Consider the following 18,397-nt stretch of genomic DNA (forward strand, 5'->3'; position numbering starts at 1 on the left):
CATGCACTTTGCCTCTTTCAGTGACTTCATGGCGATGGGTGGGTATGCCTTCTATGTCTGGCTCTCCTTCGGTCTGACCCTGATCTGCCTGGTCGGCATCGTCATTTCCACCCGGTTGAAGACCCGCAGCCTGCTCGGCGAATTGCGCAGCAAGCAGGCCCGTGAGACCCGCCGCAAGGCGGCCCAGCAGATGGAGAACACCCTATGAACCCGAGACGCAAGAAACGCCTCACCATCATACTGGCGATAAGTCTTGGCCTCGCCGCCGTGATAGGCCTGGTGCTCTATGCCCTCAGCCAGAATATCGATCTCTTCTATACCCCGAGCGAGCTGGTGGAGGGCAAGGGGCCGGACAAGATCAAGCCGGAAGAGGGACAGCGCCTGCGCATCGGTGGCCTGGTGGTGCCGGGCTCTGTGCAGCGGGATCAGCAGAGCCTCAAGGTGGCCTTCAAGCTGGTGGACAACGGCGGCCATCTGGTGACCGTCGAGTTTGACGGCATACTGCCCGACCTCTTCCGTGAGGGGCAGGGCATAGTGGCCCAGGGTACCCTCAAGAACGCCACCACTGTGGAGGCGTTCGAGGTGCTGGCCAAGCACGATGAGAACTACATGCCGCCGGAAGTGGCCGATGCCACCAATGGCATGCATTTCAAGCCGGAATATACCGAGGCGCAGTTGAAGGGAGCCAAGCAATGATCCCGACAGCATTCGCACCGCTTCCACCATTTCAAGCCGGTTTACAGGTTCGTGCTGCGGCTCATTTGAAAGGAGTTCAGCCATGATCCCGGAATTAGGACAGTTTTCACTGATCCTGGCCTTTGCCACCGCCCTGCTGCTGGGTGTCTATCCCTTGCTCGGTGCCCAGTGGGGGCGGCTTGGCATGATGTCGGCGGCCCGTCCGCTGGCCTATGCCCAGTTCCTGCTGCTGTTGCTGTCCTTCCTGTGCCTGACCTGGGCCTTCATCGACAATGATTTTACCGTGCAGTATGTGGCCACCAACTCCAACACCCTGTTGCCGCTGGCGTATCGGATTTCCGCCGTCTGGGGCGCCCACGAGGGCTCCTTGCTGCTGTGGGTGCTGACCCTGGGTGGCTGGACGGCTGCGGTGGCCCTGTTCAGCCGCAGCCTGCCGCTCGATGCGGTGGCGCGGGTACTCGGCGTGCTGGGGCTGATCTCGGTCGGTTTCACCGCCTTCGTGCTGTTCACCTCGGATCCTTTCACCCGCACGCTGCCTTACTTCCCGGTGGATGGACGCGACCTCAACCCACTGTTGCAGGATCCCGGCCTCATCTTCCACCCACCCATGCTCTACATGGGCTATGTGGGCTTCTCGGTGGCCTTTGCTTTTGCCATCGCCTCCCTGATGACGGGGCGCCTCGACGCCACCTGGGCCCGCTGGTCCCGTCCCTGGACCATGGCGGCCTGGGTCTTCCTGACTCTGGGCATAGTGCTCGGCTCCTGGTGGGCTTATTACGAGCTCGGCTGGGGTGGCTGGTGGTTCTGGGATCCGGTGGAAAACGCCTCCTTCATGCCCTGGCTGGCGGGCACTGCCCTGCTGCACTCGCTGGCGGTGAGCGAGAAGCGGGCCACCTTCAAGGCCTGGACAGTGCTGCTGGCGCTCTCCGCCTTCTCCCTGAGCCTGCTCGGCACCTTCCTGGTGCGCTCCGGCGTGCTGGTCTCGGTGCATGCGTTCGCCTCCGACCCGACCCGCGGCCTGTTCATTCTGGGCTTCCTGCTGGCAGTGATCGGCAGCTCGCTCTTGCTGTTTGCCTTCAAGGGCTCGCAGGTGAAGAGCCATGGCAAGCATGAGCTGTGGAGTCGCGAGACCCTGTTGCTGTGCAACAACATCATGCTGGTGGCGGGTCTGCTGACCGTGTTGCTCGGCACCTTGTTGCCGCTGGTGCACAAGGAACTGGGGCTTGGCAGCATCTCCATCGGCACCCCCTTCTTCAACCACATCTACAGCTGGCTGATCATTCCGTTTGCCCTACTGCTGGGGGTGGGCCCGCTGTTTCGCTGGCGCCGTCAGGATCTCGGTGAGCTCAAGGGCAAGGTGATCCTGGCACTGGTGCTGAGCCTGGCCGCCGCCTTCCTGCTGCCGCAGCTCTTTGCCGAGGAGTTCAAACCCTGGGCCGCGCTCGGCATAGGCCTCGGGGCCTGGATCATCATCACCAGCATCCAGGAGACCTGGGTGCGCGCCACCCACAAGCACCGTTTTGCCGTGGGGGTGCGCAAGCTTGGCAACAGCCACTGGGCCATGATCCTGGGGCATGTGGGGCTGGCGGTCAGCATCATAGGCATCGCCTGCACCCAGAACTACAGCATCGAAAAGGATCTGCGCATGCAGGCCGGCGATCGCGTCCAGTTTGCCGACTACGAGTTCGTCTTCACCGGTATCAAGGAGAAGAACGGCCCCAACTACGACGGCTTCAAGGGGGTGCTGGAAGTGCACAAGGATGGCAAGCAGATCGCCCTGCTCAAGCCCGAGAAGCGGATGTACAAGGTGAGCCGCATGCCGATGACGGAAGCGGCCATAGACGCAGGCTTCACCCGGGATCTCTACGCGGCGCTCGGTGAGCAGCTCGACAACGGTGCCTGGGCGGTGCGGATCTACTACAAACCCTTCGTGCGCTGGATTTGGTTCGGCGGTGTCTTCATGGCCATCGGCGGTGTGCTGGCGATGCTGGACAAGCGTTACCGTTTCGGCCGTCGTGACGAGGAGGCCAAGGCATGAGCAAAAAGACCTGGTTGTTTCTGATCCCTTTCATCATCTTTCTGCTGGGGGCCGTCTTCCTGTTTCGCGGGCTTTACTCAGACCCCACCAAGCTCGAATCCGTGATGGTGGGCAAAGAGGTGCCGGTGTTCACCCTGCAGGACATCTATGACCTGAACAAGCAGCATGACAGGAGCATCCTCAAGGGTCGCCCCATGCTGCTCAACGTCTGGGCCACCTGGTGCCCGACCTGCTATGGGGAGCATACCTATCTCAAGCAGCTGGCGGGGCAGGGGATCTACATAGTCGGCATGAACTACAAGGATGAGCGCGCCAAGGCCATCAACTGGCTGGCGGAGCTCGGCAACCCCTACCAGATCAACCTGTATGATCCGGATGGCATGCTGGGGCTGGATCTGGGGGTCTACGGCGCGCCCGAGACCTTCTTCATCGACAGCCAGGGCATCATCCGCTATCGCCACGTGGGGGACGTCAACCCCGAAGTCTGGGCATCGACCCTCAAACCCATCTTTGATGCCATGAAGTGAGGGAGAGCCTGATGAGAGTATTGATTGCATCCCTGCTGTTGCTGGCAGGATTGGGTGGCGCCGGTCAGGTGCTGGCCGCCATCGATGTCTACACCTTCGACAACGATGCCCAGGAGCAGACCTTTCGCGAGCTGACCCGCGAGCTGCGTTGCCCCAAGTGCCAGAACCAGGACATAGCCGACTCCAATGCGGGTCTGGCCAAGGACTTGCGGGACAAGACCTACCAGATGGTGCGCGAGGGCAAGGAGAAGCAGGAAGTGGTGGACTACATGGTCGCCCGCTACGGCAACTTCATTCTGTATAACCCGCCGCTGATGGCGTCGACCCTGATCCTCTGGCTGGGCCCGCTGCTGGTGATCGTCATAGGTGTCGTCACTGTGGTGGTGCGCAGCCGCCGCCGTCCCGCGGCGGCCAGGCCGACGGATAGCGCCCTGAGCGCGGAGGAGCAGCGTCGTCTGACTGCCCTGCTCAAAGAGGAAGAGAAACAATGACCGCATTTTGGATAGTGATCGCGGCCCTGCTGGTGCTGGTGAGTCTGGCGCTGGTACTGCCGCTGTGGCGCGGCGAGGGCAAGCAGAGCATCAGCCGTTCGGCCCTCAACAAGCAGCTCTATCGCCAGCGTCTGCTGGAGATAGGCGAAGAGCGTGAACAGGGCATATTGGCGGAGGAGCCGGACTCCCTGGTCGAGCTGCAACGCAGCCTGCTGGACGACATTCCCGACGTGGAGCAGACCGCCCGGGGTGGCAAGAGTCTTATTTGGATTCCGGGCGTGCTGGTGCTGGTGGTGGTGAGTCTGGGACTCTATTACCAGCTCGGCTCCTGGCGGGAAGTCCAGCGCTGGCAGGATGCCAACAGCCGGTTGGGTGAGCTGAGCAACCGCATCCTGGTGGAGCGGGATGCCCAGGTGACCGAGCAGGATCTGATGGACTTCATGCTGGGCTTGCGCACCCGTCTGAAAGACGAACCGAACGATTATCGCGGCTGGCTGCTGCTGGGTCGCCTGTCGCTGGATGGCAATGATCCCGAGATGGCCCGCGAGGCGCTGGAGCGGGCCTATGCGCTGGCACCACAGAAGGCCATGGTGGCCGTGCCTTATGCCCAGGCGCTGATGATGACTGGGGATGACGCCCAGGCCGATGAGCTGCTGCGTAGCGCCATCGCGCTGGATCCGGCCAACATAGAGGCCCGCTCCGTCTATGCCTTCATGGCGCTGCAAAAAGAGGACTTCAAGACGGCGCTGCTGCGCTGGCGCGAGATGTTGCCGCTGATGGAGAAGGGCTCTACCCGCTACGCCATGGTGGAGCGTTCCATCGACTATGCCGAGCAGCAACTGAAGCAGCGTGGCATGGCGGCGCCAAGCGTGCCGGCGACCCAAAGCGAACAGGCACAAACCCAGGCTCCTGCCCAGGTGCAGGAAGTGAAGGCCGGGGAGTTCCCACTGCACGTCACCCTGGCTCCCGGCATCCAGTTGCCGGAGGATGCCCATCTGTTCGTGTTTGCGGTGATCCCCAATGGCCCGCCCATGCCCATCGCGGTTAAACGCATCCCAGGACCCCAGTTCCCGCTGACCCTGTCACTGGGGGATGGCGATGCCATGATGGAGGGGAGCAAGCTTGCTGCCTACCCGCAGTTGCAGTTCAAGGCGCGGCTCTCCCGCGGTGGCAACGTCATGAACAAGGAAGGGGCGTTTGAAGGGGTATCGGCTCCGATCCCGACGGACGCCATTCCGTCAGCACCGATTGACATCCGCATCGATCACGCCCTCTAATACTCCTTTGGCCCGGCCCCTCGATGGGGCCGGGCTGCCTATAATTCAGATTAATCACAATAAAAAGCTAGGACTTCCATATGTATGTGCGTTTAGGGGCATTGATGGTGGCGTTGTTGCTGGGTGGCTGTGCAGGTGGTCCGCCCAAGCCGGGCCCCGAAAGTCTTGACCTCAAGGAGACCCCGAGCCGACCAGAGGCGACCAGCACGGCCAGCGATGGCCGTGACCCGTTCCAAGGGGCCAACCGGGCCATGTGGGCGGTCAACTACGATGTGCTTGAGCCCTATGTAGCCCGCCCCGTGGTGCATGGCTATGCCCGCTACATTCCGCAAGGGATGAAGGACGGCATCGAGAACCTGGTCGAGAACTTCAACGAGCCGAGCAGCATGGTCAACCACCTGATCACGGGAGATCTGAAGGGGGCGGGGACCAACCTGGGCCGCTTTACCCTCAACACGACCCTGGGTCTGCTGGGGATCTTCGATGTGGCCAGGCATACCGGGCTCGAGCGCAACAAGCTGGAACTCAATACGGTGCTGGGGCGCGCCGACATCGGTGATGGCGCCTATCTGATGGTGCCCGTCTACGGCCCGACCACGACCCGCAAGCTGGTGGGGGATACCATAGATACCATTTACTTCCCCTATGCCCTGCTGACCTTGCCGCTGCGCATCACGCACTGGGCGCTGGATGGCCTGGGTACGCGATCCAAGCTGATCGATCAGGAGCGGATCATCGACAACGCGCTCGATCCTTATGCCCTGACCAAGGACTTCTATCTGCAATACAACCAGAACAAGGTGACGGGTCGCCAGACCGAGCTCAAGCAGGAGCAGAAGGAGAAGGTGGACGACACCAATCTGGATGAGTACCTGGATGAAATCGATCAGTGATGCCACTGGCTGTGCAACAAAGGCGCCAGCGGGCGCCTTTTTCATCTCAGTGCAGCGGATGCCGCCCATAAAAAAACGCCCCGCAGTGCGGGGCGTTTTGGCAAGAAGCGGCTATCAGGCAGCCAGGTTCTTGGCCACGAATTCCCAGTTGACCAGGGTCCAGAAGGTTTCCATGTACTTCGGACGCAGGTTGCGGAAATCGATGTAGTAGGCGTGCTCCCACAGGTCGACGGTCAGCAGCGGGGTAGTCCCGGCTTCGGTCAGCGGGCAACCGGCGTTGGAAGTGTTGACGATGGCCAGGGAGCCGTCGGCTTTCTTCACCAGCCAAGTCCAGCTGGAGCCGAAGTTGCCGATGGCAGACTTGGTGAACGCATCCTTGAACTCGGCGAAGGAGCCGAATGCCTTGTTGATGGCATCAGCCAGGGCACCGGTCGGCTCGTTGCCGCCGTTCGGGGAGAGGCAGTGCCAGTAGAAGGTGTGGTTCCAGATCTGGGCGGCGTTGTTGAAGATGCCGCCAGTGGAAGTCTTGATGATCTCTTCCAGGGACTTGCCTTCAAATTCGGTACCCGGCACCAGATTGTTCAGGTTGACCACATAGGTGTTGTGGTGCTTGCCGTGATGGTATTCCAGAGTTTCCTGGGAGATGTGCGGTTCCAGAGCATTGATTGCATAGGGCAGAGCGGGAAGTTCGAATGCCATTTTCTACTCTCCATTGGCTGGCCGTGCGAAGGCGACGGTTGCAAGACATTGCGTACTCTTTTCTATTTTGAAAAGAATTGTTCTTGAAATGATGGGGCCAGTTGGCCCAAAGCCCATCGATTGTACCAGCATCAAAGATGGGCTAACAACTCTTGATTCTCGCCATGACTTGGATCAAGCTGCGGCGTATTGATTCATCACTTCTTGCATCCAGGACGGTTTGTCAGTTTGTGGTCTGCCCGGATTGCAGTAGAATGGCCGCCGAAATCGCTCTAGTGAGGCACCTATGGAAACTATTGAAAAGATCAAACAGCAGCTGGCTGACAATCCCATCATCCTTTACATGAAGGGTTCCCCCAAGCTACCCAGCTGCGGTTTCTCTGCCCAGGCCTCCCAGGCCATGATGTCCTGTGGCGAACCGTTTGCTTACGTCGACATACTGCAAAACCCGGACATCCGTGCCGAGTTGCCGAAGTTTGCCAACTGGCCCACCTTCCCGCAGCTGTGGGTCGAGGGTGAGCTGGTCGGTGGCTGTGACATCATGATCGAGATGTTCCAGGCCGGCGAGCTGCAGACCCTGATCAAGGAAGTGGCCGCCAAGCACAAGCAGGATGACGCTGCCGCCGAATAAGGTCGCATCTGCATCATGCAAAAAGGGGAGCCAATGGCTCCCCTTTTTTATTCATCGTGTCGACGGCCAGAACCTGTTCACGATTTGTCACGAGAGGCTGTCAGCAAGGTGAAGAGCCGCGGAGGAACCGGAGTGTGTAAATACACATGAACCCCTTGGTTTCACATAAGCGAGCAGCACATGAGCCTTGATCACGGCCTCGCAGTAAGATCGTGAGCGGGTTCTCAGCTGATGCGCTCGATGCGAGCCATGTAGAAGCCGTCAAAACCGGTCGCGGACGGGCTGACGGTGTGGTCATCCCGCAGACGATAGTTGTCGTTGGCAGCCAGGAACTTGTCCACCTGCTGGCGGTTTTCCTGGGGCAGGATGGAGCAGGTTGCATAGACCAGCAGACCACCGACCTTCACCATCTGGCTGTAGCGCTGCAGTATCTCTTCCTGCAGGGCTACCAGCACCGGCAGCCGCTCGGCGGTATCGCGCCACTTGGCATCCGGGTTGCGCTTGAGCACGCCCAGGCCCGAGCAGGGCACGTCCAGCAGCACGCGATCGGCGGTACCTTTGAGGCGCTTGACAGTCTTGCTGCTCTCGATGACGCGGGTTTCCACGTTGTGGGCACCGGCGCGGCGGGCGCGCTGCTTGAGGTTTTCCAGCTTCCACTCTTCCACATCCATTGCCAGCAGACGGCCCTTGCCGTTCATCATTGCGGCGATGTGCAGCGTCTTGCCGCCGGCGCCAGCACAGGCGTCTATGACGCGCATGCCAGGTGTCACTTCCAGCGCGGCAGCCACCAGCTGGGAGCCTGCATCCTGCTGCTCGAAGCAGCCATCGGCAAAGGCCTTGGTTCGAAACAGGGCGGCGTCCGAGGTGACCTGCAGGGCGGTCTCCACGCCCTCAACGGGAATAGTGGTGACATGCTCTTTGGCCAGAATGGCCTGCAGCTCTTCACGGGTGCACTTGAGGGTGTTGACCCGCAGATAACGCTTGGGCATCCAGGCCAGGGCGGCGCGCTCGGCAGGCCAGGCCTCGCCGAGTTGCTCGCTGCCAAGTTTTTCCAGCCAGCTGGGGCAACCGTCCATCAGCACGGGGTTCTTTTTCGCTTCGGTCAGGCGGCGACGGAATGCCTCCTCATTGAAACGATCCAGGGTCGGATGGTTGGGCTGAGCTATCTTGTGAAAAGCGTGCCAGCTGTGCAGCAGCGGCCAGACATTCTTCTCGGCCTGACGTACCTGAATGCCGGTCAGGGCGCAATAGAGGCTGAGGCGACGCAGCAGATCGCCAGTGACCAGAGCAATCCTTGCCTGTTCTTGCGGTTTGAGTTCGATGCCGGAGAAGTGACGGGCATAGGCGCGGTCCAGAGTGAGACCCTGGCCCAGCACATCGTCAACGATGGCAACGATCAGGTCCCCGAAACGGGGCAACAGTGGGGATTTGAGCATGAGATTAACCTTGGTCAGATAAAGACGAACCGTCGTCATGGTGACGCAGCTCTAAAACTGATAAATCCGCGCAATGATAGGGGCTAGACAGGGTTGGTGCAACACTCCCCATTCGGGGAATATACAGACGATGGCGCTGGACTAATCGGATCAGCAGGAAAATGATGCCGGTTACAGTTCAGGTAAGTGCATTTAAAAGGACTAAAAAGATGCAGTTGATGAAATATTCTCCCTTGGCGCTGGTCGTGGCCAGCCTGATGAGCTCGGGTGGCCTGGCGGCCAAGGAGTGGAACACGGTGGCGGCGCGCGCCACGGCGGCGGACGGCTATGAAGTGCGGGCCAACCAGTTCCGGGTGGCCAAGGTGCCACTCGATTACTTTGCCGGACTGCAGGCCGGGGCGCGTCAGCTGACCCTGCCGCTGCCGGACGGGGGGGAGGTGAGCTTCACCCTGCAGGCCTATGATCTGCTGCCCGCCGATCTCGCCGCCAGGTATCCCGAGATCCTGACCTTCAAGGGCCATAACCCGGCGGCGCCGGTGGAGACGGGTCGCTTCGACCTGGGCCCGCAAGGTTTCCACGCCATGTTCACTCACCAGGGCAAGACGGTGTTCGTCGATCCGCTGCGCAATGCCGAAGGCTATGCCGTCTATTACCAGCAGGATGCCTACAGCCGGTTGGAAGAGGAAGCTGACAAGGTGATCGGGGTCGACGCCAACACTCTGGCCCGCAAGGTGCAAGTGGATGGCAATGAACGCAAACGCTACGTCATCGCCATCTCGGCGACGGGGGAGTACACCCAATTCCACGGGGGATCCAAGGTGCTGACCATGGGGGCGATTGCCACCCTGCTCAACCGGGTCAACGAGGTATATCAGCGCGACGTGGGGGCAGAGTTCCAGCTGGCTAGCGGCAATGACGCCATCATCTTTACCGATCCGGCGAGCGATCCGTTCAGCAATGACGACACGGATTTCAATGTCAACGGCGCGGTACAGGCCAATGCACAGACCTTGCCCAGCGGGGCGCTGGGGCCATTCGACATAGGTCATGTGGTCAACACGGGCGGTGGTGGTCTGGCCGAATTGGGTGCGCTCTGTACGGCCACCAAGTCGGACGGCATGACAGGTTCATCCACCCCGGTGGGGGATGCCTTCTTTATCGACTATGTGGCCCACGAGATCGGTCACCAGTTCGGTGCCGACCACACCTTCAACGGCACCACCAAAAGCTGTGGCGGGGGCAACCGGGTCGCCGAGCAGGCGTTTGAACCGGGCAGCGGCACTTCCATCATGGCCTATGCCGGTATCTGTGATGACGAGAATATCCAGCCCCACAGTGACCCCTATTTCCACAGCAAGTCCATCGAGCAGATGCGGGCGCACATGGCGACCGTGCCGACTTGCGGCACCACGCTGCCCCTTGCCAACAATGCTCCCCAGGCGGCGGCCGGGGCCAGCTATATCATTCCGGCCAACACCCCGTTTGTGCTCAAGGGCGCCGGGGCTGATCTGGACAAGGATCCCCTGACCTACACCTGGGAGCAGACTGATCTGGGCAACCCGTCCAGCAGCGCCCTCGACATGATCGACGATGGCTCCCGTCCGCTGTTCCGCTTCGTGTCGCCGACCAGCTCGCCGGAGCGGATCCTGCCGAGCCTGCCATCCCTGCTCTCCGGCTCGCTGGCCAAGGGCGAGGCCTGGCCCACCACCAACCGGGATCTCAACTTCCGCCTCACTGTGCGTGACGGCAAGGGCGGCGTTGCCAGCGATGACATGAAGGTACAGGTGGTCAACACCGGCAGTGCCTTCCGCCTGACCAGCCCCCTTGGGGTCACGGTGACGCCGGGGGCCAGCCAGGCGGTCAGTTGGGATGTGGCAGGCACCAGTGCAGCCCCGATCAACTGCAGCAAGGTAGACCTGTTCGTGACTCAGGATGAGGGGGCAAGCTGGGCGACCCTGGCCAGCAGCCAGCCCAACAGCGGTTCGGCCACCGTTACTCTGCCGACCAACCTCACCAGCAGCGTCAGGCTGAAGGTAGCCTGCAGCGACAACATCTTCTTCGCCATCAGCCCGCTCAAGTTGCCTGTGGTGCAAAGTGGTGGCAACTCGGGCGGTGGTGGTGGCGGTACGCTCGGTTTTTGGACCCTGGCGCTGGCCCTGCTCGGCTGGCAACGGAGGCGGGCATGAGAGTCACCGGCTTGCTGCTGCTCACGCTGCTCGGGGGCTGTCAGGCGGATGCCGACACCCTGGAGCAGGCGGTCAGCGCCAGCCTTGCCAGGCAGGATTACCGGCTGATAGTGCGGGCCGGGCGCGGCGAAGTGGCGCCCGGTATTGCGGCGGGTGAGCAGGAAGCGGTCAAGGCGCGCTGTGGCGTGCGCTATCTGGAGGGCTTGGGGGATGTCATCAAACCCGATCAGAAAGAGGCTCAGGCCAGGCTGAGGGCCTACGCGGCCGAGTATAACCAGCGAATGCTGGCCCATTGCCTACCGGCTGCCGGCAAGCAATAAGCCCGCTGCCGGGTGTGGGCAGAAAGGGGAGGCGCAAGCCTCCCTTTCTTTTTGGGGCGTTGGCATTTGGCCGCCCTGAGGCTTGTACCCATGGCGTGCTCGTCGCACAATGCCAGCACGCATGGCCGCATTGGCGGCAAGAGAGAAGGAAAATCAAGATGATGGATGTGGCTGATCTGCGCCGTGAATACACCCGGGGCGGATTGCACCGGGCCGATCTGCCGGCCGACCCCCTGGCGCTGTTCGAGAAGTGGCTGGCCCAGGCCTGCGAGGCCAAGTTGACCGATCCCACCGCCATGGTGGTGGCGACCGTGGATGCCGAGGGGCAACCCTGGCAGCGCACCGTGCTGCTCAAGCATTACGACGCAGAGGGCATGGTGTTCTACACCAACATGGGCAGCCGCAAGGCGCACCAGCTGGAGGGCAACCCCCGCATCAGCCTGCTCTTCCCCTGGCACACCCTGGACCGCCAGGTGCATGTGACCGGCCGGGTGGAGAAGATGAGCACCTTCGAGGTAATGAAGTATTTCCACAGCCGTCCCAAGGACAGCCAGATAGCCGCCTGGGTTTCCAAGCAGTCGACCCGCATCTCGGCCCGCGGTGTGCTGGAGGCCAAGTTCCTCGAGCTCAAGCAGAAATTTGCCAAGGGCGAGGTGCCCTTGCCGAGTTTCTGGGGTGGCTATCGGGTGCGGATCGAGACGGTCGAATTCTGGCAGGGTGGCGAGCACCGGCTGCACGACCGCTTCTACTACAGCCGGGAAGGGGAAGGCTGGCACATAGAGCGGCTGGCGCCCTGATCCCCCGCTTATCCTCTGCAATCCTGTGCTGACAAGGAGTCTGTATGCGTCTGTATGGCGATCTGAGATCCGGCAACTGTTACAAGGTGTGGCTGCTGGCCCGTTGGCTTGAGCTGCCTCTCGACTGGGTCACGGTGGATATCCAGGCCGGTGACACCCAAACCCCGGCCTTTCTGGCCATGAACCCCAACGGCAAGATCCCCGTGCTGGCCATCGATGAAGGGGATGCGCTGGCCGAGTCCAACGCCATCCTCTTCTATCTGGCGCAGGGCTCGGCGCTCTGGCCGGCGGAGCCGCGTCAGCAAGCCGAGGTGCTCAAGTGGCTGTTCTTCGAGCAATACAGCCACGAGCCCTACATAGCGGTGGCGCGCTTCATCGTCCACTATCTGGGCCGCCCTGAGTCCCAGGAGGCGCGACTCGACGGCCTCAAGGCCGGTGGCGAGCGGGCGCTGGCAGTGATGGAGCAGCAGCTGAAACAGAGCCCCTACCTGTGCGGCGAGGCACCGACCATCGCCGATATCGCCCTCTATGCCTACACCCATGTGGCGGAGGAGGGAATCTTCTCCTTGCAGGGCTGGCCCGCCATCCAGGCCTGGATCGCCCGCCTCGAGGCTCACCCCCGCCACCTGAGCCTGCCTGCAGCCTGTCAGGCAAGCTGATGGAGCTGCTGATCGAGCGGGCGCTGTGGCAACCCGATTGGGCCCAAGTGTTGCAGGCCTGGCAACGGCAAGGCCATCGCTGGCAACTGCTGCTCAGCAAGGAGGCAGAGTCCCACCTGACAGAGGAGGATGACCTCTGGTCCACCTGCCGACCCGACGGCCTCCTCTCGGCCACTTCGCTGCTGGCCGCCTGGCTTGATGGCGATCTGAGCGCGGATCCTCATCTCGACCCCAGCTGTCAGATCCTGATCAGCGCGTCCCCCTCTCTGCTGACCCTGGCCAAGGAGAGCGGCCTGCTCACCCTGGGGCCGCTTGGGGCCGATCTGGTGCTGACCGCGGACGACGACATGGGCGCCGTGCTCAACCGCCTGCTCGCCCGCCGTTTGACCGTGCCCCTGCTGCGCGAGCCCGCTGCTGCGTCCTCCTCGTCTGCGCTGGTGCTGCGGCCGCTGCTGGCCGACGACGAGGCCGAAGTGGTGCGCTACTGCGGCGACGAGGCGCTCTCCCGCTATACCCTCAACATTCCTCACCCCTACCCGCCGGAAGGGGCCCGTGACTGGCTCGTCGGCAGCTGGCGCAAGGCGGCGCTGGGGCTGGGCTGGAGCTGGGCCATGACGCTGCCACAGGGGGATGAAGTGGCCCCGCTGGTCGGGGTGATCTCGCTGCACTGGAACGGCGAGCTGGCTTGGTGGGTCGGCGTCCCCTGGCAGAACCAGGGGCTGGCCACCCGGGCGGCGCAGCGGGTCAAGTCGTTTGCATTCGACACCTTGCAGCTGCCGGCACTGACTGCGCGCCACATGCCGGGCAACCTCGCCTCCGGCCGGGTGATGGCCAAGCTCGGCATGCACTATCGCGGGCTGCGCGGCCGAACCGCCCAGCAGCCTTGCGAGGTGAGTTATTGGCGACTGGACAGGGCCATCAGCCTGCCCGAGCCAGTGACCCTGCAACTGGCGCCCTGGCTGGCGGACGAGCGGGTGGCCGTGGCTATCCTGCAAGGTGCCGATGCACAGACAGGGTTGGACCATGGCCGCCCGTGGCAGCTCACCCTGTTTCTGGATGAGCAGGGCTATGACCCCGACTTGCCGGGGGTCGCCTCTGATGATGGAGCCTGGCTCGATGTCATCTGCTATCCGCTCAGTGAGCTGGATCTGGCCGAGCCCGAGCGGTTGCCTCTGCTGGGCGGTGTGCTGCTCAAGGACAGGGATGAGCAGGGGCTTGCCTGCCTGCTGCAACTGGCCAGCCTGCGGCGCCAGGGCCCCGTCCTGCTTACCCGCGCGCAGCGACAGCAGCGGCTCGGCTGGATTGGCAAGATGGCGCGTCGCGCCGGCCTGCCCGCGACCGGGGCCAGTGCTGGAGACGCTGTGGCGGGGCGCTATCGCCTGCTCTGGTTGCTGGTGGAGCTGCCTGCTCTCATCGATGAGCTGGCCGGGCATTGGCATCAGGGGCCCGAGCATACGCTGGCCCGGCTTGAGCAAGACGATGCCGAGCTGTTTGCGGCCTACCGCGAGGCCATTGACACCCTGACGCCGGCGGCCTTGCTGGGGTTGCTGCGGCAACTTGCGGCTCGTTTTCCTGAGTCCACCCTCCCATTTCTGGACAAAGGTGCTCAGGCTGGCCGGCACTTTGTGGAATAATGCCCGCTCTGCTGTACGAGGAGTAACGCTGTATGCTGAGAACCGAGCGCCCCGGCGACATGTTGCCGGTCTATGAACTGGTGAGCGCCGCCTTTGGCCGTTCCGATGAGGCCGAACTGGTCAACCGCCTGCGCGAGTGTGGCGCCGCCGTGGTGACCATGGTCGAAGAGGAAGAGTACGAGTTCATGGGGCACCTGATGCTGAGCCCGATCACCATTAACGGCCTGGAAGGGCCCTGGCTCGGTCTGGCGCCGGTGGCCGTGCATCCGGACTGGCAGGGGCAGGGCATAGGCTCGGATCTGGTGCGTGAAGGGCTGGATACGGCGCTGGAGATGGACTGGAAGGCGGTGGTGGTGCTCGGCGACCCGACCTATTACGGTCGCTTCGGTTTTCGTCCCGCCAGCGAGTTCGGCCTGCACTGCATCTACGAGGTGCCCGCCGACTGTTTTCTGGCGATGGAGCTGCAGGAAGGGGGGCTGGCCGGCATGGCCGGCGAGGTACTCTACCACCCGCTGTTTGACGAGATCCCCGAAGAACAATGAGCAACAAAACGGCAGCCTTGAGGCTGCCGTTTTGTTATCTGAATGAGCAGCAAGCGCTCTGCTTTTCCCCCTCGAATAGCCGATGAGTCGCTGTTCTCCCCCGCTTAATCATCCTGGGCAGTATCTGCGGCCATGCAATTGAATAAACGCATCTTGGCCCCGTGTTGGGATATACGGATCAGCACAGTCATATCCCTGAATATGACGGTGCTGATCCGCTGTCTGACTGCACGTCGTTGCATTTTTCCGGATGTGTTTCGTTGCAATATCTTGTTACAATTTTTCTCTCAGCAAGATCTATTTTTGTCTAATGGCTAACACTTTCTGGTTTGACCTCATTATTGATGTTTGACTCAAATGAGGATGAAAAGGTAGGTTGTGAAATATATAAACAAGGAGGCCCAGCGCGATTGCCATGGTCTTGATTATCTATATTTGCCCTTGTCTTATATATATCGGTAGCGTTGCTGTCATTTGCGTATCAATCATTCTGATGCGGTAACCTATTTTAATTTCTCACCGGAAAACAACAACCATGTGCTCGGTCATGATGATATGGCCTGCCCGGCTATTGTCTGAAGATATCGATCAATCTGGAAAAACCATTGAGCACTGATAGGGATATATTATATGAAAAAACTTTCAGAAATAATCCATCGTGAAGTTTCACAGGGTCGTCGCGATTTCCTCACTTTCTCTTCCATGTCATTGCTTGGCTTGGCGGCGAGCAGCGTTTTTCCTGCCCCGGTGCAGGCCGCCATTTCTATCCTGAATAGTGGCACTTTCGCTGAACTGGATGCGATCGACTTTTACGTGATGGCGTCTAACCAGCCCGCCGTTGATTCAAATCGGGTCAACTTTGTACAAGAAACCGATGAAGCTCAATATCTTGCCCAGGTGATGTTTCAAGAGTTGATGAAGTTCGAATTCCAGTATCAGAACAGCTCATTAAGCGAAGCCTTAGGCCCTGGCATGAAGCCTAATAATAATGTGCTGACAATGAGTGATGGCATCAACTCGGTAAATACTATTTTCACCAGCAATCGACGCTATTTTACTGACAACATGGTTGAATATGTGAGTGGCTTGTTGCAGCACTCATATAGCAAACAAAAAGATGTCACAGTGGCTGACCGGAAGCTGTATAACTCTTGGGATATGGTGAAGGTAAATGCGAATATCAAGCAAGCAGAAAAGGGGACGCAATTTAAAGAGATTATCGACCAGCTATACTCTGTCGCCACCCATTATTGTCAAAGTGGAAAGTTAACCGCCTACAAAGCTGGGGGGGAAAGTTGGGCTCGTCAACTTATCGAACACTACTCCAAGAATGAGGTGTTAGACGAACTCATCAGTTCTTTTAAAGTTCAGGAGTTGGGAACAAACTCATCGTTTGAAATGGCGATGAGGAAAGTGTACAACACCATCAATAAAACAAGAGCGCTCAATATCTCATCCGGTAGTCACATCTCCAGTGATGAGCTGAAAAAATTTGAACGCACCATGGCGGGTTCTGTTTACAGTGGGTTTGCCATGAACATGAGCTGGGGTCATCAAAGCGAGAAATACACAGTCCTGGCCAACAGGAAAAATTTCGATGATGTGGTGACCTTGCTGAAAACTGAAAGCGGTACTCAGCGCACCTTCTGGAACAATTTCTTCAACCAAAATAGCCCGGATAGCTTCTGGAATGAACTGAATAATATGAGCTTGAGAACGAGCACCTTGCAGGATGGGGATGCCCGGCAGCGTATTCTTCAAAGATATCCTGCTCTGGCAGGGGCGACGGGCAGTATGGCTCCCACAGCCTTCTCCGGTGTGGCCCCCGCTGCCTTCTCCATAGATTCATTCCTTTCCGTGTTTACCTTGTTGCTGGGGGTGGGCAACTTTACCTGGTTGACTGCGACCGAGCGGGAGGAATGGAGCAATCCTGTTCCTTTGATGGAGTTGGGGGCGGCCCTTTTTGATGTGACATTGAATCTGATCCAGCTCGGTCGGTTCCTTGATAAAGTGACCATGTTTATTTATGGCAATGGTGAAGGCATCATAAATAGCATAGCGATTAATATGGGGAAATTCAGTCAATTCTTGAGCAATCTTACAGCCAAAGGCCAACATCTCACGAATGTGCTAGAGCGGCAGATAGCCAGCAAGATGTTTCTCGCCACTCAAAATATCGCTCGGGTTATCAATATATGTTTTATTGGATTGGCCGCGCTGGGGGCGGCCCTAGCCGCGTATAACCTATATCAGGCTGTTGAGGGCGGGGATGTTGGGGATATTATATTTGCTGCAATAAATATGTTGGTCGCCACGGTGGCGTTGGGCGTCGCCATTGCCTCTTTTATGGGGTTTGCCATTGCCGGTCCTTTGGGTATTATTATTGCGGTGATAGGCATAGTGGTGGCCATCGCCCAGTGGATCTACACGTTACTCAAGAAAGAAGAGATCAAACCTACCCCAATCGCGAGATATACCAACGAATATATTAAACCTCGGGGGCTTGAGTATGAAGACCTTGGTGCATATATTTGCCGGGTATCCAGTTACTGGAAGCGTACTCTGGTATGCGCATTCGATGCAAGGACCATGAATACCGATTGGGATTACGTCCCAAGTATCGCTGATCATGATAACCCGATTTATACTCAGCCAGGGGCATTGGTAACCTCCCCAAGAAATGGCAAGATTTATAACTTTGCCAATATTCAGAAGCCAGGCTACGGAAATATATCGAATTTCTTCACAGTGGGAGCCACAACACCAATCAGTAACTGGCGGCCGGGGAGTGATTTGCAGACCTGCTGGCATGCCGTTGAGAGTCAGGCAAGCAATAATAATCGCGCTGCAATATTCGTGGTGCTGGGCAACGGTTCAAGCTTTTCACGCGCCTTCTTGACCTCTCATCTGGAAGATGCCCCGACAAGTAGCAATGAGTTGACCAGTCAATTAAATCTGGAGTGGCAAGAATATCCGCTGGATGTAGTTGCCATCAATGGCCTTGATGAGACCATGTTCCTTATCTTTACTACCCGACATATCTATCAAGTGAAAGGTGGTGTAGCACGCAGGATAATATCTGACTTTGTCGGTCAGCGCGATGCACCGATAACCTATGGTCTTAATGCTCTGGCACTCGGTACCAACGTGAATTTGATCTATCGGTTAAATGGTCTGCAGGCTCCCGAGACTCGCTACCATTATCTGCTGGCCCGGGATGACAATGGTGATTATACCAGTATGAAATTACTGCGGACCATCAATAATCCCATGTCCTCAGACTCGCCGATTGTTGGCAGGTTGTTCAAGAAAACCAACGATCTGGTTTCGCGGATGGACTTTATGTATCACGATGGCAAAAGTGGTTATGCGCGCTATGGCGCAATTATGAATAAGACTGGCGATGCTTCATTGTCATTGCACAATGGGGTTGAGTTTCAGGTGCCGGATAATGGATTCAGATCCTTCTACAAGAATGCGTTTATTCCTAAATAACGCAGCCAGTACCCTCTCAATCCCTGGGCCATGAAGGGCCCGTATTGAGCGTGACAGTGTCGAAAATAAGCAGCGC

At 59.2% G+C, this 18,397-nt stretch carries 17 protein-coding genes; 15 read left to right on the top strand and 2 right to left on the bottom strand.

Annotation, left to right across the window (positions count from 1 at the left end; all coding sequences use genetic code 11):
• Position 1 precedes the first annotated feature (1 nt).
• The 7 genes from ccmD to BN1128_RS20000 all read left to right on the top strand — a co-directional run bounded on the left by ccmD (position 2) and on the right by BN1128_RS20000 (position 5,922).
• Positions 2–208 (top strand): heme exporter protein CcmD, encoded by a 207-nt coding sequence (gene ccmD, locus BN1128_RS19970; RefSeq protein ID WP_042872035.1) that lies wholly within the window; start codon positions 2–4, stop codon positions 206–208.
• Positions 205–696, top strand: a complete 492-nt coding sequence (gene ccmE / locus BN1128_RS19975) for a cytochrome c maturation protein CcmE (protein ID WP_042872036.1) — start codon at positions 205–207, stop codon at positions 694–696. Before ccmD ends, ccmE begins: the two co-directional genes overlap by 4 nt.
• 82 nt (positions 697–778) lie before the next feature.
• Complete coding sequence (locus tag BN1128_RS19980) at positions 779–2,734, top strand: heme lyase CcmF/NrfE family subunit (RefSeq protein WP_042872038.1); 1,956 nt, start codon at positions 779–781, stop codon at positions 2,732–2,734.
• Positions 2,731–3,261: a DsbE family thiol:disulfide interchange protein gene (locus BN1128_RS19985; RefSeq protein ID WP_042872041.1), complete on the top strand. Its 531-nt coding sequence runs from the start codon at positions 2,731–2,733 to the stop codon at positions 3,259–3,261. Before BN1128_RS19980 ends, BN1128_RS19985 begins: the two co-directional genes overlap by 4 nt.
• Before the next feature lie 11 nt (positions 3,262–3,272).
• Positions 3,273–3,752 (top strand): cytochrome c-type biogenesis protein, encoded by a 480-nt coding sequence (locus BN1128_RS19990; RefSeq protein WP_042872042.1) that lies wholly within the window; start codon positions 3,273–3,275, stop codon positions 3,750–3,752.
• Entirely contained in the window at positions 3,749–5,029 is a 1,281-nt protein-coding gene (ccmI, locus tag BN1128_RS19995; RefSeq protein WP_042872044.1) for a c-type cytochrome biogenesis protein CcmI, read from the top strand. Before BN1128_RS19990 ends, ccmI begins: the two co-directional genes overlap by 4 nt.
• Positions 5,030–5,109: 80 nt before the next feature.
• On the top strand, positions 5,110–5,922 hold the full coding sequence (locus BN1128_RS20000; protein WP_042872046.1) for an MlaA family lipoprotein: 813 nt from the start codon (positions 5,110–5,112) through the stop codon (positions 5,920–5,922).
• Positions 5,923–6,036: 114 nt separating this feature from the next.
• Here BN1128_RS20000 and sodB read toward each other — a convergent pair whose 3' ends face one another.
• Positions 6,037–6,621, bottom strand: a complete 585-nt coding sequence (gene sodB, locus BN1128_RS20005) for a superoxide dismutase [Fe] (RefSeq protein ID WP_005319233.1) — start codon at positions 6,619–6,621, stop codon at positions 6,037–6,039.
• A 286-nt stretch (positions 6,622–6,907) separates the two neighbouring features.
• On the opposite strand from sodB, the gene BN1128_RS20010 reads away from it, so the two are divergent.
• Complete coding sequence (locus BN1128_RS20010; RefSeq protein ID WP_042872048.1) at positions 6,908–7,252, top strand: Grx4 family monothiol glutaredoxin; 345 nt, start codon at positions 6,908–6,910, stop codon at positions 7,250–7,252.
• Between the two features lie 224 nt (positions 7,253–7,476).
• Here BN1128_RS20010 and BN1128_RS20015 read toward each other — a convergent pair whose 3' ends face one another.
• A complete protein-coding gene (locus BN1128_RS20015; protein ID WP_042872050.1) occupies positions 7,477–8,688 on the bottom strand; it encodes an RsmB/NOP family class I SAM-dependent RNA methyltransferase in 1,212 nt (403 codons plus the stop codon).
• 209 nt (positions 8,689–8,897) lie between these two features.
• On the opposite strand from BN1128_RS20015, the gene BN1128_RS20020 reads away from it, so the two are divergent.
• From BN1128_RS20020 to BN1128_RS20050, 7 genes are all read left to right on the top strand, one after another.
• Positions 8,898–10,874, top strand: a complete 1,977-nt coding sequence (locus BN1128_RS20020) for a reprolysin-like metallopeptidase (protein WP_042872052.1) — start codon at positions 8,898–8,900, stop codon at positions 10,872–10,874.
• Positions 10,871–11,194, top strand: coding sequence for a hypothetical protein (locus BN1128_RS20025; RefSeq protein ID WP_042872054.1), 324 nt, complete (start codon positions 10,871–10,873; stop codon positions 11,192–11,194). The genes BN1128_RS20020 and BN1128_RS20025 overlap by 4 nt, the downstream gene beginning before the upstream one ends.
• A 158-nt stretch (positions 11,195–11,352) precedes the next feature.
• Positions 11,353–11,991, top strand: coding sequence for a pyridoxamine 5'-phosphate oxidase (pdxH, locus tag BN1128_RS20030; RefSeq protein ID WP_042872055.1), 639 nt, complete (start codon positions 11,353–11,355; stop codon positions 11,989–11,991).
• 44 nt (positions 11,992–12,035) lie between these two features.
• Positions 12,036–12,650 (top strand): glutathione S-transferase family protein, encoded by a 615-nt coding sequence (locus BN1128_RS20035; RefSeq protein WP_042872057.1) that lies wholly within the window; start codon positions 12,036–12,038, stop codon positions 12,648–12,650.
• Entirely contained in the window at positions 12,650–14,284 is a 1,635-nt protein-coding gene (locus BN1128_RS20040; protein ID WP_082030485.1) for a GNAT family N-acetyltransferase, read from the top strand. Before BN1128_RS20035 ends, BN1128_RS20040 begins: the two co-directional genes overlap by 1 nt.
• Positions 14,285–14,316: 32 nt before the next feature.
• Positions 14,317–14,826 carry a GNAT family N-acetyltransferase gene (locus BN1128_RS20045; protein ID WP_042872058.1) on the top strand — a complete coding sequence of 170 codons (510 nt, stop codon included), beginning with the start codon at positions 14,317–14,319 and terminating at the stop codon, positions 14,824–14,826.
• 630 nt (positions 14,827–15,456) lie between these two features.
• Complete coding sequence (locus BN1128_RS20050; RefSeq protein ID WP_042872061.1) at positions 15,457–18,321, top strand: hypothetical protein; 2,865 nt, start codon at positions 15,457–15,459, stop codon at positions 18,319–18,321.
• The last annotated feature ends 76 nt before the right edge of the window (positions 18,322–18,397 follow it).

The organism is Aeromonas piscicola (genome assembly GCF_000820005.1).
In the GTDB taxonomy this organism is placed as follows: Bacteria; Pseudomonadota; Gammaproteobacteria; order Enterobacterales; family Aeromonadaceae; genus Aeromonas; species Aeromonas piscicola.

Excerpts from the sequence above, each read along its gene's own strand:
- ccmD (WP_042872035.1), top strand. The coding sequence starts at position 2 with ATGCACTTTGCCTCTTTCAGTGACTTCATGGCGATGGGTGGGTATGCC.
- ccmE (WP_042872036.1), top strand. The coding sequence starts at position 205 with ATGAACCCGAGACGCAAGAAACGCCTCACCATCATACTGGCGATAAGT.
- BN1128_RS19980 (WP_042872038.1), top strand. The coding sequence starts at position 779 with ATGATCCCGGAATTAGGACAGTTTTCACTGATCCTGGCCTTTGCCACC.
- BN1128_RS19985 (WP_042872041.1), top strand. The coding sequence starts at position 2,731 with ATGAGCAAAAAGACCTGGTTGTTTCTGATCCCTTTCATCATCTTTCTG.
- BN1128_RS19990 (WP_042872042.1), top strand. The coding sequence starts at position 3,273 with ATGAGAGTATTGATTGCATCCCTGCTGTTGCTGGCAGGATTGGGTGGC.
- ccmI (WP_042872044.1), top strand. The coding sequence starts at position 3,749 with ATGACCGCATTTTGGATAGTGATCGCGGCCCTGCTGGTGCTGGTGAGT.
- BN1128_RS20000 (WP_042872046.1), top strand. The coding sequence starts at position 5,110 with ATGTATGTGCGTTTAGGGGCATTGATGGTGGCGTTGTTGCTGGGTGGC.
- sodB (WP_005319233.1), bottom strand. The coding sequence starts at position 6,621 with ATGGCATTCGAACTTCCCGCTCTGCCCTATGCAATCAATGCTCTGGAA.
- BN1128_RS20010 (WP_042872048.1), top strand. The coding sequence starts at position 6,908 with ATGGAAACTATTGAAAAGATCAAACAGCAGCTGGCTGACAATCCCATC.
- BN1128_RS20015 (WP_042872050.1), bottom strand. The coding sequence starts at position 8,688 with ATGCTCAAATCCCCACTGTTGCCCCGTTTCGGGGACCTGATCGTTGCC.
- BN1128_RS20020 (WP_042872052.1), top strand. The coding sequence starts at position 8,898 with ATGCAGTTGATGAAATATTCTCCCTTGGCGCTGGTCGTGGCCAGCCTG.
- BN1128_RS20025 (WP_042872054.1), top strand. The coding sequence starts at position 10,871 with ATGAGAGTCACCGGCTTGCTGCTGCTCACGCTGCTCGGGGGCTGTCAG.
- pdxH (WP_042872055.1), top strand. The coding sequence starts at position 11,353 with ATGATGGATGTGGCTGATCTGCGCCGTGAATACACCCGGGGCGGATTG.
- BN1128_RS20035 (WP_042872057.1), top strand. The coding sequence starts at position 12,036 with ATGCGTCTGTATGGCGATCTGAGATCCGGCAACTGTTACAAGGTGTGG.
- BN1128_RS20040 (WP_082030485.1), top strand. The coding sequence starts at position 12,650 with ATGGAGCTGCTGATCGAGCGGGCGCTGTGGCAACCCGATTGGGCCCAA.
- BN1128_RS20045 (WP_042872058.1), top strand. The coding sequence starts at position 14,317 with ATGCTGAGAACCGAGCGCCCCGGCGACATGTTGCCGGTCTATGAACTG.
- BN1128_RS20050 (WP_042872061.1), top strand. The coding sequence starts at position 15,457 with ATGAAAAAACTTTCAGAAATAATCCATCGTGAAGTTTCACAGGGTCGT.